The 15921-nt window shown below is 73.3% G+C and carries 13 protein-coding genes and 3 pseudogenes; 5 read left to right on the top strand and 11 right to left on the bottom strand.

Features of this window, described 5'->3' with window-relative positions:
- Positions 1-93 precede the first annotated feature (93 nt).
- From ACGFZP_RS28375 to ACGFZP_RS28365, 3 genes are all read left to right on the top strand, one after another.
- A complete protein-coding gene (locus tag ACGFZP_RS28375) occupies positions 94-981 on the top strand; it encodes a hypothetical protein (RefSeq protein WP_392938493.1) in 888 nt (295 codons plus the stop codon).
- Between the two features lie 185 nt (positions 982-1166).
- A complete protein-coding gene (locus tag ACGFZP_RS28370) occupies positions 1167-1955 on the top strand; it encodes an SDR family NAD(P)-dependent oxidoreductase (protein ID WP_392938491.1) in 789 nt (262 codons plus the stop codon).
- Positions 1955-2818, top strand: coding sequence for a polysaccharide deacetylase family protein (locus ACGFZP_RS28365; protein ID WP_392938490.1), 864 nt, complete (start codon positions 1955-1957; stop codon positions 2816-2818). Before ACGFZP_RS28370 ends, ACGFZP_RS28365 begins: the two co-directional genes overlap by 1 nt.
- 239 nt (positions 2819-3057) lie before the next feature.
- Here the strand turns inward: ACGFZP_RS28365 and ACGFZP_RS28360 are convergent, their stop codons facing one another.
- The 7 genes from ACGFZP_RS28360 to ACGFZP_RS28330 form a co-directional block, all read right to left on the bottom strand.
- Positions 3058-5463 carry an ATP-binding cassette domain-containing protein gene (locus tag ACGFZP_RS28360; RefSeq protein ID WP_392938488.1) on the bottom strand — a complete coding sequence of 802 codons (2406 nt, stop codon included), beginning with the start codon at positions 5461-5463 and terminating at the stop codon, positions 3058-3060.
- A 177-nt stretch (positions 5464-5640) separates the two neighbouring features.
- Positions 5641-6051, bottom strand: a complete 411-nt coding sequence (locus ACGFZP_RS28355; protein WP_392938486.1) for a VOC family protein — start codon at positions 6049-6051, stop codon at positions 5641-5643.
- A gap of 10 nt (positions 6052-6061) precedes the next feature.
- The gene (locus tag ACGFZP_RS28350; RefSeq protein WP_392938485.1) at positions 6062-6505 is read right to left on the bottom strand and encodes a helix-turn-helix transcriptional regulator; all 444 of its coding nucleotides are present in this window, start codon (positions 6503-6505) and stop codon (positions 6062-6064) included.
- A gap of 215 nt (positions 6506-6720) precedes the next feature.
- A complete protein-coding gene (locus ACGFZP_RS28345) occupies positions 6721-7821 on the bottom strand; it encodes a hypothetical protein (protein WP_392938484.1) in 1101 nt (366 codons plus the stop codon).
- A 16-nt stretch (positions 7822-7837) separates the two neighbouring features.
- Positions 7838-8785, bottom strand: coding sequence for an NAD-dependent epimerase/dehydratase family protein (locus ACGFZP_RS28340; RefSeq protein ID WP_392938481.1), 948 nt, complete (start codon positions 8783-8785; stop codon positions 7838-7840).
- Positions 8786-9120: 335 nt separating this feature from the next.
- Positions 9121-10221, bottom strand: coding sequence for a DegT/DnrJ/EryC1/StrS family aminotransferase (locus ACGFZP_RS28335; protein ID WP_392938478.1), 1101 nt, complete (start codon positions 10219-10221; stop codon positions 9121-9123).
- 219 nt (positions 10222-10440) lie between these two features.
- Positions 10441-11460: a YncE family protein gene (locus tag ACGFZP_RS28330; protein WP_392938475.1), complete on the bottom strand. Its 1020-nt coding sequence runs from the start codon at positions 11458-11460 to the stop codon at positions 10441-10443.
- A gap of 210 nt (positions 11461-11670) precedes the next feature.
- On the opposite strand from ACGFZP_RS28330, the gene ACGFZP_RS28325 reads away from it, so the two are divergent.
- Positions 11671-12531 carry an alpha/beta fold hydrolase gene (locus ACGFZP_RS28325; protein ID WP_392938472.1) on the top strand — a complete coding sequence of 287 codons (861 nt, stop codon included), beginning with the start codon at positions 11671-11673 and terminating at the stop codon, positions 12529-12531.
- 86 nt (positions 12532-12617) lie between these two features.
- On the opposite strand, the pseudogene ACGFZP_RS28320 reads toward ACGFZP_RS28325, so the two are convergent.
- The 3 genes and pseudogenes from ACGFZP_RS28320 to ACGFZP_RS28310 all read right to left on the bottom strand — a co-directional run.
- A pseudogene (locus ACGFZP_RS28320) lies at positions 12618-13090 on the bottom strand (ATP-binding cassette domain-containing protein); the annotation flags it as partial.
- 48 nt (positions 13091-13138) lie between these two features.
- Entirely contained in the window at positions 13139-13453 is a 315-nt protein-coding gene (locus ACGFZP_RS28315; protein ID WP_392938699.1) for an ABC transporter permease subunit, read from the bottom strand.
- Positions 13454-13666: 213 nt separating this feature from the next.
- A complete protein-coding gene (locus tag ACGFZP_RS28310; protein ID WP_392938470.1) occupies positions 13667-14611 on the bottom strand; it encodes an N-acetylmuramic acid 6-phosphate etherase in 945 nt (314 codons plus the stop codon).
- Positions 14612-14803: 192 nt separating this feature from the next.
- On the opposite strand from ACGFZP_RS28310, the pseudogene ACGFZP_RS28305 reads away from it, so the two are divergent.
- Positions 14804-15061: pseudogene (locus ACGFZP_RS28305) on the top strand (hypothetical protein); the annotation flags it as partial.
- A 267-nt stretch (positions 15062-15328) separates the two neighbouring features.
- Here ACGFZP_RS28305 and ACGFZP_RS28300 read toward each other — a convergent pair.
- A pseudogene (locus ACGFZP_RS28300) lies at positions 15329-15763 on the bottom strand (HD domain-containing protein); the annotation flags it as partial.
- Positions 15764-15921: the final 158 nt, after the last annotated feature.

The raw sequence follows: 15921 nt of genomic DNA, 5'->3' as shown, positions 1-15921 counted from the left end.
GTGCCTCCGTGCCTCCGTGCCTCCGTGCCGTCGCGCCGCCGTGCCGCCGGGCAGAGACTGGTGGTGGATCCTGCCCCCGAGGCTGGGAGAGCCATGCTGCTCGGACTCACCACCGCGCTGGTCGCGACCGCCTGCTTCGGCTTCGGGTCGGTCCTCCAGGCACGCGGTGCCCGGTCCGCCCCCCGAGCGGACCGGGTGCAGGTCGGCCTCCTGGCCGCGCTCCTGCGGTCCTGGCAGTTCCTGCTCGGCACCGCCCTGGACATCGGCGGGTTCGCGCTGAGCATCGTCGCACTGCGCAGGCTGCCGCTCTTCCTGGTCCAGGCCGTCACCAACGCCAGCCTCGCGGTGACCGCCCTCGCCGCCGTCTGGCTGCTCGGCGCCCGGCTGCGCCGCGGTGACCTGCTCGGGATCGCCGCCGTTGTCGTCGGCCTCACCCTGCTCGCACTGGGCTCCGGCCACGAGGGCCGCGAACAGGCCGGTCCGGTGTTCCACTGGGCGCTGCTCGCGACCACGGTCCTGATGCTGCTGCTCACCGTCCTGCTCGCCCGCCGGGCCGGCAACGCCGCGGCGGCCGGCCTCGGTCTGCTCGCCGGGGTCGGCTTCGGCGTGACCAGCCTGGCCGTCCGGGTCCTCGACATCGCCGGGCCCGCCGACCTGTTCACCGACCCCGCCGCGTACGCCCTCGCTCTCGGCGGCCTCGGCGGCTACCTGGCGTACGCGCTGGCCCTGCAACGCGGCACGGTGACGGCGGCGACGGCCGCCGGGACGGTCACCGAGACCTTCGGTCCGGCGCTGGTCGGCGTGGCCGCACTCGGTGACGCGGCCCGGCCCGGGTACGCCTGGTCGGCACTCACCGGCTTCGCCGTCGCAGTGGGCGGGACGTTCGTACTCGCCCGCTTCGGCGAGGTGGAGGCCGAGGTGGCACCGGACCCCCGGCAGCCGCTGGCGGCGGCCACCGAGGCGGCGGCCCGGCCCCGGTAGCCCGGCCACCAGAGCCATGGGATGGTGACATTCCGGAGGAAACCACCCGGACGGCACGGCTCCGATCAGGCGCCCTACACCGGGGACCTCGGACCGTTCCAGACCGGGAACCCCGGACAGATCGTGCCGGACGGCCCGTCCCCGACCCCGTGGACGGCGAGGCGCCCGGAGAGCGGTAGGAGACCATGGCGGACGAAGCCCCTCAACGGTCCCGGCGGTCGGCACACCCGCAACCGCCGGTCGCCCTCGTCACCGGAGCCTCCTCAGGCATCGGCGCGACCACCTCGGACCGTCTCGCGGCAGCCGGCTGGCGGCTCCTGCTCTCCGGCACCGACCGCGGCCGCCTCGACGACGTCGCCGCCCGCACCGGCGGCCACCCGCTGCCCGAGGACCTCGCCAAACCGGACGGCGCGCAACGCCTCGCCGAGGCCGCCCTCGCCACCGCAGGCCGGGTCGACGCACTGGTCGCCAGCGCCGGCCTCGGCTGGCGCGGGCCCTTCGCCGAAACCCCGTCCGACGCCCTGGACCGGATGCTGGAGGTCAACCTGGCAGCCCCGCTGCGCCTGGTCCGGCTCCTGCTGCCCGGCATGCTGGAGCGCCGGCGCGGGCGGATCGTCCTGCTCGGCTCGGTGGCCGGCCAGGTCGGCGTGCGCGACGAGGCCGCCTACGCCGCCACCAAGGCCGGGCTGGCGATGTTCGCCGAGAGCCTCTGGTACGAGCTGCGCGGCACCGGCGTGGGCGTGCGGATCGTCCTGCCCGGCCCGGTGGACACCCCGTTCTTCGCCCGCCGAGGCACCCCCTACCAGCGCGAACGCCCGCGCCCGGTCGCCGTCGAGCGGGTCGCGGACGCCGTCCTCGCGACCATCACCACCTCCTGCGACCGGCCCTTCGTCCCGCGCTGGCTCGGCCTCCCCGCCCGCATCCACGGCGCCGCACCGGGGGTGTTCCGGCGGATGGCGTCCAGGTTCGGCTGATGGACCGGGAGCGCGCAGCCTGCTCTCCCGGCCGCCCTACCGCCCGTCCTCTCAGCCGCCCTCCCGCCCTCCGCGGCGCACTACGGGCCACCGGGTGGGCCGCCACGGCCGGGGCGGCGGTCCAACTGCTCCACCTCGCCCCGGCCGCCGTCCGGCTGGACCTCGTCCGCCACACGGTCGCCCGGCGCACCGCCGGCTACGGATCGGCCCCGCACCACGTCGCCCTGACCTTCGACGACGGACCCGACCCGCGCAGCACCCCGTCCGTGCTGGACGCCCTGGACGCGCTCGGCGTGCGGGCCACCTTCTTCCTGCTCGGCGACATGCTGGAGCGTTCCCCCGCCCTCGGCCGCGAGCTGGTGGACCGCGGCCACGAGGTCGCCGTCCACGGCTGGCGACACCGCGAGCAGTGGTACCCGGCCCCCGCCCGCGATCTGCGTGAACTGCGCCGCACCGCCGAGGCCGTCACCGAGCTGTGCGGCGCCCGCCCGCTCTGGTACCGCCCTCCCTACGGCGTCCTGACCGCCGGGCTCGCCCACGCCGCCCACCGTCTGGGCCTGCGCACCGTCCTGTGGACCGCCTGGGGCCGGGACTGGACGGCGGACGCCTCGCCGGACTCCGTCCTCGCCACCGCCCGCCCCGGCCTCACCGCCGGCGGCACGCTGCTCCTGCACGACTCCGACTGCACCTCGGCCCCCGACTCCTGGCGTTCCACCCTCGGCGCCCTCCCCCTCATCACGGCCCACTGCCGCGACCGCGGCCTCGTCCTCGGCCCCCTGCACGAGCACGACGTGCCACTTCGGCACGGCGCGCCACCGCGCACGGACGTGGCACGTCGTGCCGAGACGGCACATCGTGCCTGACCTGCCGTGCCCGGGAAGCCTGCGCGACACACCAGGCCTGGCGCGCCATGCCATCAGGGCACGTCATGCCACCGAGGCGCGACGTGCCAGGCATGACGTGCCAGGCGCGACACGCAGACACAGCGCGCCAGGCACGTCATGCCGGAGCGACCTGACGCGCCACCCGGACGCGACGCGCCACGCCGACACGACATGCCACCCCGACACGACGTGCCAAGCAGCGGACCCCGGCTCCGCGGTCAGGCGCCCACGTAGTCCGCGAGGTGCTCGCCGGTGAGCGTCGACCGGGCGGCGACGAGCTCGGCGGGCGTGCCCTCGAACACCACCCGGCCACCGTCGTGGCCGGCCCCCGGGCCGAGGTCGATGATCCAGTCGGCATGCGCCATCACCGCCTGGTGGTGCTCGACCACGATGACCGACTTCCCCGAGTCGACGAGCCGGTCGAGCAGACCGAGCAACTGCTCCACATCGGCGAGGTGCAGGCCCGTGGTCGGCTCGTCGAGGACGTAGACGCCCCCCTTCTCCGCCATGTGGGTGGCCAGCTTGAGCCGCTGGCGCTCACCACCGGACAGCGTCGTGAGCGGCTGCCCGAGGCTGACATAGCCGAGCCCGACATCGGCCAGCCGCCGGAGGACGGCGTGCGCGGCCGGCGTCTTCGCCTCCCCGGAGCCGAAGAACTCCTCGGCCTCGGTCACCGACATCGCGAGCACCTCGCTGATGTCGCGCCCGCCGAGGCGGTACTCCAGCACCGACGCCTCGAACCGCTTCCCCTCGCACTCCTCGCAGGTGGTGGCGACACCGGCCATCATCCCCAGGTCGGTGTAGACGACCCCGGCACCGTTGCAGGTGGGACACGCACCCTCGGAATTGGCACTGAACAGGGCCGGCTTCACGCCGTTGGCCTTCGCGAACGCCTTGCGGATCGGATCGAGCAGGCCGCTGTACGTCGCCGGATTGCTCCGCCGCGAGCCGCGGATCGCGCCCTGGTCGATCGACACCACACCCGTCCCCGCCGCCCCCGAGCCCTTCACCAGCGACCCGTGCACGAGCGAGCTCTTCCCGGAGCCCGCCACCCCGGTGACGACCACCAGCACCCCGAGCGGGATGTCGACATCGACCTTGCGCAGATTGTGCGCCGTCGCGCCACGGATCTCCAGCGCACCGGCCGGCGTGCGCACCTCCGCCTTGACACCCGCCCGGTCGTCGAGATGACGGCCGGTGATGGTGCCGCTGGCCCGCAGCCCCTCCACGGTCCCCTCGAAGCAGATGGTGCCGCCCCCGGTACCGGCAGCCGGGCCGAGGTCGACGACGTGGTCGGCGATCGCGATCGTCAACGGCTTGTGCTCCACGACCAGCACCGTGTTGCCCTTGTCCCGCAACCGCAGCAGCAGGTCGTTCATCCGCTGGATGTCATGGGGGTGCAGACCGATGGTCGGCTCGTCGAAGACGTACGTGATGTCGGTGAGCGCGGACCCGAGATGACGGATCATCTTGACGCGCTGCGCCTCGCCACCCGACAGCGTCCCGGACGGCCGGTCCAACGAGAGGTAGCCCAGCCCGATCTCCACGAACGAGTCGAGGGTCTGCTCCAGCGCGGCGAGCAGCGGTGCCACCGACGGCTCGTCCAGGCCGCGGACCCACTCGGCCAGGTCGGTTATCTGCATCGCGCAGGCGTCGGCGATGCTGATCCGCTTGATCTTCGACGACCGGGCCCCCTCGCTGAGCCTGGTGCCCTCGCACTCCGGGCAGGTGGTGAAGGTGACCGCCCGCTCCACGAACGCGCGGATGTGCGGCTGCAGCGCCTCCTTGTCCTTGGACAGGAACGACTTCTGGATCTTGGGGATCAGCCCCTCGTAGGTGAGGTTCACACCCTCGACCTTCACCTTGGTCGGCTCCCGGTAGAGGAAGTCGTGCATCTCCTTCTTGGTGAACCTGCAGATCGGCTTGTTCGGATCGAGGAACCCCGACTCGGCGTAGACCCGCACGGTCCAGAAGCTGTCGGACTTCCACCCGGGGATGGTGAACGCGCCCTCGGCGAGCGACTTGGAGGCGTCGTAGAGCTGGGTGAGGTCGATGTCGGAGACGGAGCCCCGGCCCTCGCAGCGCGTACACATGCCGCCGGTGCGGCTGAAGGTCGCCTTGACCGCCTTCTTGGCACCGCGCTCGACGGTGATCGCACCGGTCGCCTGGACGGAGGGGACGTTGAAGGCGTACGCGCCGGGCGGACCGATGTGCGGCTCGCCCAGCCGGCTGAACAGGATGCGCAGCATCGCGTTGGCGTCGGTGGCGGTGCCGACCGTGGACCGCGGGTCGCCACCCAGCCGCTGCTGGTCGACGGTGATCACGGTGGTCAACCCGTCGAGGACGTCGACCTCGGGCCGCGCCAGCGTCGGCATGAAACCCTGCACGAAGGCGCTGTAGGTCTCGTTGATCAGCCGCTGGGACTCCGCGGCGATCGTGTCGAACACCAGCGAGCTCTTGCCCGAGCCGGAGACGCCGGTGAACACCGTCAACCGGCGCTTCGGGATCTCGACGCTGACGTCCTTGAGGTTGTTGACCCGCGCGCCGTGCACCCGGATCATCTCGTGGCTGTCGGCGGCGTGCGGCACAGGCGACGGCGAGTCCGTCCTCGTGGCCTTGCTCATCGTGTCTCCATCTGTCGGGCGGGGCCGCCCTCGCGGCCTCCGTCGGTGTCGCCTCGCCTGATCATCCGACCGGCCTCGGTCGGTACGTCCGGTACCGCTCCGCCGGTGCGACCCCACAGACGCCCGCCGGGGTCGCACTCAACGCGGCTCTGCTGCCGTCCGCGCCCGCCAGGCGGCTCAGCGCACCTCGTTGATGCGGATCAGGTTGCCCGCAGGGTCGCGGAAGGCACAGTCGCGCACCCCGTACGGCTGGTCGGTCGGCTCCTGGACGACCTCGGCGCCCTTGGCCACCAGCTGCTCGAAGGTGCCGTCGAGGTCGGCGGTGGCCAGGACCAGACGGGCGTAGGTGCCCTTGGCCATCATCTCGGTGACGGTGTGGCGCTCGTCGTCGGTGATGCCCGGGTCCGCGGCCGGCGGCTCCAGGACGATGCACGTACCGGGCTGGTCGACGGGGCCGACCGTGATCCAGTGCAGCCCGCCGTACCCGACGTCCTTGCGGACCTCGAAGCCGAGGATGTCGCGGTAGAACGCCAGCGAGGCGTCCGCGTCGTCGTGCGGGAGGAACGTGGTGTGAATGGTGAGATCCATGACGATCACGCTAGCCGCGGCCAGCAGGGGGCGCTTCTCGATTCCTGACCGGTCTGGTCACCTGCTTCACCACGCACGACGGCATCCCCTCCGTCACGCCCCCCGCCTGCTGCCGGTACACGCTGGGCGGCATGCCGACGAGCTCCGTGAAACGCGTGCTGAACGTGCCCAACGACGAGCAACCGACCGCGAAACAGACCTCGGTGACACTGAGGTCGCCACGGCGCAGCAGCGCCATCGCCCGCTCGATGCGCCGCGTCATCAGGTACCCGTAGACCGACTCGCCGTACGCGGCCCGGAACGCGCGGCTGAGGTGCCCGGCCGACATGTGCGCGCCGCGGGCCAGCGCCTCGACGTCCAGCGGCTGTTCGTACTCCCGGTCGATCCGGTCACGGACACGGCGCAGCCGCGCGAGATCGTTCAGCCGCTGCGATTCACTGGCTCTGCTGGTCACCTGCGGATCGTGCCACACGGCACCGACAGCCGCGAGCGTGGCCTGGGGTCTCTCCTTCGGATCTCGCCCGCGCCGACCGGACGGCGCCTCCCAGGATCACACCGGCCGAACACCCCGAGCCCCGTCCCGAGACTCCCCCTGACCCACAGGAACCGCAACCGGCAAGGGAGTTCGGCCCGCGGACGCAACCCGGTGCCACCCGCGACCCGACGCCCCTACCCCTGCACTTCGCCCGCCGTCCCCAGGCCGACCCGATCCAGCGCCGCCGCGAAACCCGTCCGCCACCCCAGCGGGGACGCGCCCGCCGACAGACCGGGCGGCGGCCGGTGCAGAGCGGCCAGCGCATTGCGGACCACCTCCTCCGGGCGGGCGGAGGTGACGTCGGCGTGGCCCAGCTCCAGTTCGTGCTGCAGGTTGTCCCGGCCATGGCCCTGGACCACGTCCAGCAGCAGCAGACGCCGACCCAGCGCGCGCGCCTCGCTACAGGTGTCCCCGGAACTGGTCACCACCAGGTCCGCCGCCGCCATCAGCGCCGGGATCCGCTCGGTGTAACCGAAGGGGTGCAACCGCGGCCGGCTCCCCGCCGCGTGCCGCAGACGGCGCTCCAACTCCCGGTTGCGCCCCGCGACAGCCAGCACGTGCGGCCCGGCATCCGCCAAGGCCGCCGCCGTCCGGGCGAGCGGGCCGAGCCCCCAGGACCCGGACATCAGCAGCACGCACCGCGCACCCCCCGGCACCCCCAGCTCCGCCCGGGCCTGCGCCCGCCCCGGCGGCCGGTAGAACGGAGCCCGCAGCGGGGCGGGCACCACGGCGATCGGCGCATCCGGCCGATAGCGCCGCACCGCACAGGCCGCCACCTGGGAGGTGACCAGGAACAGATCGGTACCGTCCTGCACCCAGAGCCGGTGCGGTGTCACGTCCGTACAGAGCACGAGATGCCGGAAGTCCCGCGCCCGCAGCCCGTTCACCGCCGAGGTGGCGGTCGCGAACACCGACACCACCAGCTGCGGCCGCTGCGCCGCCACCAGCTCCCGCAGGGCCGGGCCGAGCCGCCGCCGCGCGGCCGCGTCCGCGAGCAGCGCGAGCCGCGCGCCGGGCCGCAGCGCCGAGAAGTGGAAGGCGTCGTAGACCCCGGGCAGGTCCAGCAGGTGCCGGAAGACGGCCTCCCCGGCCGCGCCGGCCCGCTGCCCCAGCAGGGCCATCGCGTCCACCGTCGAGGTGGTCCAGCCCCGCTCCTGCAACGAGTCCGCGCAGGCCCGGGCCATCACATCGTGCCCCTGGCCGAGCGAACCGGACACCAGCAGTGCATGCGGCACGACGGGTCCCGGCCGCTCAGGACCCGCCGGACGGGCGGCCGGAAGCGGCCCGGTACCAGTCCGCGTACCGGCTCACCCCGTCCGCGAAGTTGGTGTGCGGGGACCAGCCGAGCAGCCGCTTCGCCTGTGCGTGCGAGATGCGGCGCCCGGCGTAGTCGGCGGCGCGGGCCTTGATGTGTTCGATGGTCACCGGGCCGAGCAGCCGGTCGACGGTGTCGGCGATGTCCCGGACGGAGACGGCGGTCGAGCCCTCCAACGCGAAGGTCTGGTCCTCGGCGGCGGGGGACAGCGCCCGGACGTGGGCGTCCGCCAGGTCCTCCACGTAGACGAAGTTGCGGCTCTGCCGGCCGTCGCCCGCGATGGTGATCGGCCGCCCGTCGAGGGCCGCCTGGACGAATCGGGCGACCACCAGCTCGTCGCGCATCCGCGGCCCGTACGGGATTCCGTAGCGCAGGATGGTGAAGTGCCGCCCGTACAGCTCCCGGTAGCTGTGGACCAGCATCTCGGCGGCGAGCTTGGTGGCGACGTACAGGTGGCCGCTGTGGTCGAGATCGATCGGGACGTGCTCGTCGAGCTCCTGCTCCTCGCCGTCCAGGTGGTTCTCGGCGAGCGCGGCGCCGTACACCCAGACGGTGCTGGCCAGCACCGTCCGGCTCAGGCCGCTGCGCCGGGCCGCCTCCAGGACGGTCTCGGTGCCGTCGATGTTCAGCCGTACGGCCCGGACCGGGTCGGCGGCGACCTGTTCGACGTCGGCCATCGCGGCGAGGTGGAAGACCACCTCGCTGCCGTCGAGGGCGGAGGTCAGCGCGGGCAGGTCGAGGATGTCGATCCGGGCGTGCTCGGCGTCGGTGTTGAGGTACTTGTCGGTGGTGTCCACCACGAGCACCTCGTGCCCGGCGGCCAGCAGCCGGTCCACGACGTGTGAGCCGATGAATCCGCACCCCCCGGTGACGGCTACGCGCACGTTCTCACTCCTTCTCCGGAGCCCCGGGTCGGGGCTGCTCTCTGGTCGGGGCCGCCGTCCGGTCGGGGCTTGCGGTGACCCTTCTTGCCGTGGCTCCTCGCCGGGGCCGCCCGTTTGCAGCGACCCTCTGCAGCGACCTCTCTGCAGTGACCGCCTGCTGCAGTGACCGCTTGCCACGACTTTGCAAACAGTGACTTTGCAAAGTCACCAGGCCGGCGGCCCTTGTACGGCTGGCTTGCCGAATCGATCCGCCACCGCTACCGCTGCGCGCCCTCCGACTTTGCAAAGTCACTGTTTGCAAAGTCGGAGGGGGGCGGCGCGGCCGTCCGGCAGGCTCAGCCGGCGAGTCGGCCGTGGACGGCCGACACCGCCGAGATCACCTGGTCGGTCTCGTCCTCGGTCATGTCGGAGTGCACCGGCAGACAGACCTGCCGCGCGCAGACGTCCTCGGCCACCGGCAGCGGCGCGCCGCGGTACGGGCCGAACACGGGCTGGTGGTGCAGCGGCAGGTCGTACACCTCGCCGGACAGCCGTACGCCGAACTCCTCCGCCACGGCGCGCTTGAACGCGGCGCGGTCGACACCCGGGGGCAGCAGCGCGACGTACTTGTAGTAGTTGCTGCGGCAGCCCGCCGGTTCGAGGACGGGCCGCATGCCGTCGAGGCCGACGAGCGCGGCGTCGTACCGCTGGGCGACCCGGCGCCTGGTCTCGACGAACTCCTTCAGCCGCCGCAGGTGCACGGTGCCGACGGCGGCGTTCAGCTCGCTCATCCGCCAGGACGCCCCGAACCGGACGTGGTGGTTGGTGGTGAAGGAGCCCTTGCCCTGGTCGCGGTAGATCCTGGCCTCGTCGCGGAGCTCGGCCGACTCGGTGAGGATCATGCCGCCCTCGCCACTGGTGGTGACCTTGGTCGGGTAGAACGAGAACGCGCCGGCCAGGCCGAACGAGCCCGCCGTGCGGCCCTGGTAGCCGCTCCCGTGGGCGTGGGCGGCGTCCTCGACCAGCGGGATCCCCCGGCGGTCGCAGACCGCGCGCAGCCCGTCCACATCGGGGGTGATCAGGCCCCCGATGTGGACCAGCACCACGGCGGCGGTGTCCGGGGTGAGCGCCGCCTCCAGCGTCTGCGGGCTGAGCGCGAGGGTCTCCGGATCGACGTCCGCCAGGACGGGCCGGCCGCCGGCGTGCAGGACGGCGCCGGCCGTCGCGTAGAAGGTGACGGCCGGTACGACCACATCGCGGTCCCGGACGCCGACGGTGCGCAGCACGATCTCCAGGGCGGCCGTGCCGCTGGCGACGGCGACCGCGTGCGAAGCGCCGTGCTCGGCGGCGAAGGCCTGCTCGAAGCGCTCCGTCCACGGGCCGAGCGTCAGCGCACCGGTGGTGAGCATCTCCGTCACGGCGTCCGCGACGGCCGTACGGTCACTCTCGTCGAACACGATGCGAGCGGCTGGAACCCCCATCGGCCACCTCCGGCTGCGGGATGAACAAGTCATCTCTGGCGATACCCGTCCAAAGCGGTCGGGTCAGGCACATCACGCTACTTCCCCGGACCGCCCCCGGCCCGTCGTCGCCACCGCCCGGGTGACCCGCCTGCTCGGGGCTCCGCGCCCGGCGCCCGGCCCGGCGGCCATGGCCGCGGCGGCAGAGGCCCGCGCCTAGGGCTGCGGCGGAAGGGGAAGCGGGATGACGACCAGCTGGTCGGCGTGGTGGTCGGCCACGTACGCGCGGGTGCCGTCCGGGGCGATCGCCAGGGCGCTGGCATCACCCGACCAGCGGACGGGGGACTCGGCGACCCGGTCGGTCGCGGTGTCGATCGCGATCAGGTTCTGCGCGGCGCTCTCCCCCTGCCGCTGGGTGACGTAGGCCCGGCGTCCGTCCGGCGCCATCGCCACATCCGTGGTGAGGCCCGTCGTCTCGGCGGCGCCGGCGGCCTGGAGGGTGGCGAGGTCCACCGCGAACACGTCCGTGTTGTCGGTGCGGACGACGTACGCCCGGGCGCCGTCGGCGGTGACGGCCGTCCTGAACTCGCTGGAGAACGGGAACCCGAGGCGGCGGGTGACGGTGCGGGTGGAGAGGTCGACCTCGACGCCGTCGTCGCCGGAGATGCTGACGTAGGCGCGGCGCCCGTCCGGGGTGACCGTGATGCCGAAGGGGTCGAGGCCCACGGCGATCCGGTCGGCCACCGTCCCGGTCGCGGTGTCGACCACATGGAGGGCGCCCGAGGACCGGCCGGGCCCGGGGACCGTCACCACGTAGGCGAGCGCCCCGTCCGGGGACAGGGCCACGCCCGTCGGCGGGGTGGTGTGGCGGCCCAGGACGACCCTGGCGACGACGGTGTCGGTCGCGGTGTCGATCGTGTTCAGCACGCTCTCGCCGCGGAGCGGGTCGACGGAGGGCACGTAGACCCGGCCGCCGTCCGGGGAGATCGCGATCCCGCGGGGGTTTCGGCCCAGGTCAAGGGTCGCGGTCACGGTGTCGGTGGCGGTCTCGACGACGGTCACGCCGCCGAAGTCGAGGCCGTCCGGGTGGAGGTCGAGCACGGTCAGGTAGACCCGGCTCCCGTCCGGGGTGACCGCCACCCCGGTGGGCCGGTGGGCCAACGCGACCATCGTCAGGTCGGCGGTATTGGTCCGCTCCGCCCCGCTCCCGGTACTCGGTTCGGTCTCTCCGGACACGGTGCACTCCCATGGCTGGCGGGTCCGCCTCGCAGGCGGGCCGGGACGGTCGACGGCTTTCCACCATCCTGCTCGCGGCGGATCCCCTCCCGCCCGCCCGGTGCCGCCGGATGGCCGGTGCCCGGCAGCATCGCGGCACCGCATAGTGGTCTGGACCACTATGCGGAATGCTGGTGACAGCGCCCGGCCCCGCATGTGATCGTTTCCCGCATGCCGACCTTCCCCTCGTACGACAGCAGCCGGATCTGGTACGAACTCGCCGGGGACGGCGAGCCGTTGGTCGTCCTCCCCGGCGGCCCGGGGATGGACGTGCGGTACCTGGGAGACCTCGGCGGACTCGGCCGACGACGCCGACTGGTACTGGTGGACGCGCGGGCCGCCGGCCGGTCGGCGGTACCCGAGGACCGCGCCACCGTCTCCTTCGTCGAACAGGCCCGGGACCTGGAGGCCCTGCGCCGCCATCTGGGGCTGGAGCGGTTCGACCTGCTCGCCCACTCGGCGGGCTGCCTGACGGCCCAGGAGTACCTGGCTGCCCGGCCGGGACGGGTGCGGCGGGCGGTGCTGGTCGCACCCGTCGGCCGGGCCGGCCGCGAGCCCGACCTGGCCGAGCTGGCCGCCCTCCGGGCCGCGCGCTCCGGCGAGCCCTGGTACCGGGACGCCGCCGAGGCCGACCGGCTGCTCACCGGAGGAGGCGCCGGCGGCACCGGGTCGGCGGCGCTCCAGCAGCGGATCCTGCCGTTCTTCTGGCACACCTGGACCGAGCAGCGCCGGGCCGAGTACCGGCCCGAACACGCCACCGCCCTGCCGTGGTTGCGCGAGGCCTTCTACGCGGGCTCGGCCGAACCGGCGACGCTCGCGCACCGGATCGCCCGGCTGGGTGCCGCCGCCACCCCCGTCCTGGTCCTGGCCGGAGCGGCGGACGGCATGATCGGCACCTCCCCGGCCCGAGCGGTGGCCGCCTGCCAGCCCGGCGGCCGCCTGGAGGTGATGGCCCGGTCCGGGCACCGGCCGTGGGTGGAGGAGCCGGAGCGGTTCGTGGACCTGGTGGACGGGTTCCTGTCAGCCGACTGACCAACCCGCTCCGGCTCCGCGCACCGGTTCGGCTCCGCGGGTCACTCCGTCTCCGCGGGTCACTCTGGTGACGCGAGCCGCTCCCGCTACCCCGGCTCGCGGGCGGCCGAGGCCTCCTCCGCCGGATCCGGCCCGACGCCGAGCGCGGTCAGCAACTCCGTGCGCAGGGCGGTGTGCGAGGCGGCGCGCTCGTCGGAGGCGTGCCGCGCCGGTCGCAGATCGTGTGAGATCCGGCCGTCGGTGAGCACCAGGACGCGGTCGGCCAGCGCGAGCGCCTCGTCGATGTCGTGGGTGACCAGCAGCACGCACGGCCGGTGCCGCGCGCACACCTGCCGCAGCAGGGCGTGCATCCGGGTCCGGGTCAGCGCATCCAACGCTCCGAACGGCTCGTCCAGCAGCAGCAGTTCGGGCTCCCGCACGAGCGCCCGGGCCAGCGCCGCACGCTGCGCCTCGCCGCCCGAGAGGTCGCGGGCCAGTCCCGCTCCTGGGCCGCCAGGCCGACCTCGGCCAGGGCGGCGCGGCCGGTCTCCCGGGCGTCGGACCCGCGGAGCCCGAGCAGACGTCAGGCCGACGGGCGTCACGTCAGCAGACGTCGGGCCGGCGGAGGTCAGGCCGGAGTGCGGCGCCATGCCAGCGCCCTCCTTTCGAGCAGGCGGACCAGGGTGTCGGAGAACAGGCCCAGCAGCCCGTAGACGACCAGGCCGACCAAGACGACATCGGTCCTCCCGAAGGTGCGGGCCTGGGTCATCAGGTAGCCGATGCCGCCGGAGGCGTTGATCTGCTCGCTGACCACCAGGACCAGCCAGGAGATGGTCACGGACATCCGCAGTCCGGTGAGCGTTCGCCGGCGGCTCCGCCGGTGTTGAGGGCGGTGTCGGCAGGGGCGAGGACAACCCGCGAGGCGTGCGTCAGGGCGGGCGATTCGGTAACCGCTGGCCCATTCCCCAGGGGCGGGGTGACGGCGGGCGGGGGATTCGCTGCGGGGGTGGTGGCCGCGATCGTGCCTGGGACGCGGATGCGGTGTGGACGGGCAGCAGGCCGGCGAGGGCGCGAAGGGGCTGATGGCACCGGGGCGTTGGCGCGGGCATGGACGGAGGTCCTCCCTGGGGCAGGCTCCACTTGCGTGCCCGCCGGGTCACGGGCGGGCGGGGGAGCCGTCGGGATGTCGGCCCGCGTCTGCGTCCGTGCCCGGCCGCACCGCTGCGAGCGCGCCGCGCACCTGGCCGCCGGCCGCCGCCAGTGCGGACCGGGCCGCCTCGGGGGTGGCGCCGGAGAGCAACACCACCAGCGCGGGCTTCAGTTCACCACCGGCCGCGTCAAGTGCGGCCCGGCAGGCGGCCGGTTCGGCGCCGGAGGCCTGGCCGAGCAGCGTGAGCGTTCGTGCGACCAGCTTCCGGTTCCCGGCGGCCACATCGGACATCAGATTGGAGTACGTGCGGCCCAGCCGGACCATCACCGCGGTCGAGAAGCCGTGCAGGACGAGCTTCTGTGCGGTGCCGGCCTTCATCCGGGTCGAGCCGGTCACCACCTCGGGACCGGTCGGCACGCAGACGTGCAGATCGGCGAGCGCCGCCAGCGGAGCCTGCGGATCGGCGCTGACCAGGACGGTCACGGCCCCGGCGGTGCGGGCGGCGGCCAGCGCGCCCGCCACGTACGGGGTGCGCCCGCTGGCCGCCAGCCCGACCACGACGTCCCCCGCCGCCACGTCGGCGAGCGCCTCCCGGCCGGCCTGCTCGTGGTCCTCGGCACCCTCGGCCGCACGGGTCAGCGCGTCCGGGCCGCCGGCGAGATGGGCCCGGAAGCGGCCCGGTTCGAGCCCGTACGTGGGCGGGAGCTCGGCCGCGTCCAGGACGGCGTAGCGGCCCGAGGACCCGGCGCCGACGTAGTGCACGGTCCCGCCGGCCCGTAGCGCGTCCACCGCCGCGTCCACGGCGCGGGCCAGGACGGGCAGCGCGGCGGCGACGACGGCGGGGACGGTGGCGTCCTCGGCGTTGACGAGGCGCAGGATGCCCAGCGAGTCCAGCCGGTCGATGTCGGTGCTGCGCGGATTGCGGCCCTCGGTCGGTGGCAGATGGTGCACGGGTCCTCCCCGGGGTGTGGTGCGGATGGTCCTGGTGACGGCTTGGTGCAGCGGCGTCGGCGTGATGCGGCTCGGCTCGGGCACAGGCACGGGTGCGCACCTTCCGGTGGTCCGGTCCCTCCTACCGGTGGTTTCGGCCGCGCACGGCAGACGGTCGGGACCTGCAGCCCTCGGCGGCAGTTACGGCAGAATCCGGCCCGCATCGCCCGCCGCGGCATCGAGTCCTCCCCACGCCTCGGCCGCCGCCGACGGGCGATCGAGCGCACCGTCGCCTGGCTCGGCGGTTCCCGCCGGCTCCAACGCCGTTACGAACGCAGGGCCGACCACTTCGCCGCCTTCGCCGGCATCGCCGCAGCCCTCATCTGTCACCGCAGACTCTGCGAATGCGAAGCTGTCCCCGGGCGTGCTCGGCGAATCAGGGCGGTAGCCGTCGTAGTCGTTCCATCCTGAGGATCGGGCAAGTTCTCTCCACGTCGGCCAGACGCGGCCGGTCACCTGGCGGACGAGCTCGCCTGGCATCGTGAAGAGCGGTGCCTTGTGCGGCTTGGCCAGTGCCTGGCCGACAATGCTGTCGTGGAGGACCGCTGCCGCGTGCAGACGGGGCAGCACCCGGTGGATGCGTTCCGCGTAGCCGTCCGGGAGCGTGCTCGGGTCACCGCCCAGATCGAAACCCGCGCCGAGGGCGACCAGCGCGATCTCCGGCCGCTTCCGCAGGGCAATCTCACGGTCCACGTGCAGGGCGATCGCGTCCCACACGACTTCCGTTCGGTCCGGTGACACTCCCTGCTCGGTCAGAAAGCCGACCGCCAGGTCAGCACCGTCCAGCTCGAACCGCTGGTCACCGTTGCCCTCGATACTGAGCCCGCAGTCGTGCAGGACGCATCCCAGGAAGAGTAGTTCGTCATCGTAGTCGCGGTCCGGCTGCAGACCACGCCGTTCACCGAGAAGGCGTCCGTAGAGGTAGGTGCGCAGGCTGTGATTGAAGATCGCGGCTGGGACCAGAGCCTGAGTGTGGCGCACCGTGTCGCGCGCAAGCTCGGTGGTCGGGAAGACCGGCTCGCCGTCCTCGTTGTTCACGAGGCGGTCCGCACTCGTCCGTTTGGGTGCGGCCGGGGAAAGTCGTGCTTCCGCAACCCGTCGGGCGCCAAGCATTCGGTGATGATCACACCTTCGAGGCTATCAAGGGGCCACATGAGATGACCTCCAACTCCTTCTCGGCGCGGCGATGGCACACTTCGGACACACCCGAGGTTGACACCCGTCGGGATGTCGAGGGTTCCCGCACAGAACTCCTCCGAGATCATTCGATG

Origin of the sequence: Kitasatospora sp. NPDC048239 (assembly GCF_043202015.1) — a bacterium.
GTDB lineage: Bacteria > Actinomycetota > Actinomycetes > Streptomycetales > Streptomycetaceae > Kitasatospora.
The sequence above is the reverse complement of the archived record's forward strand: the minus strand, read 5'-3'. Positions and strand labels throughout refer to the sequence as shown.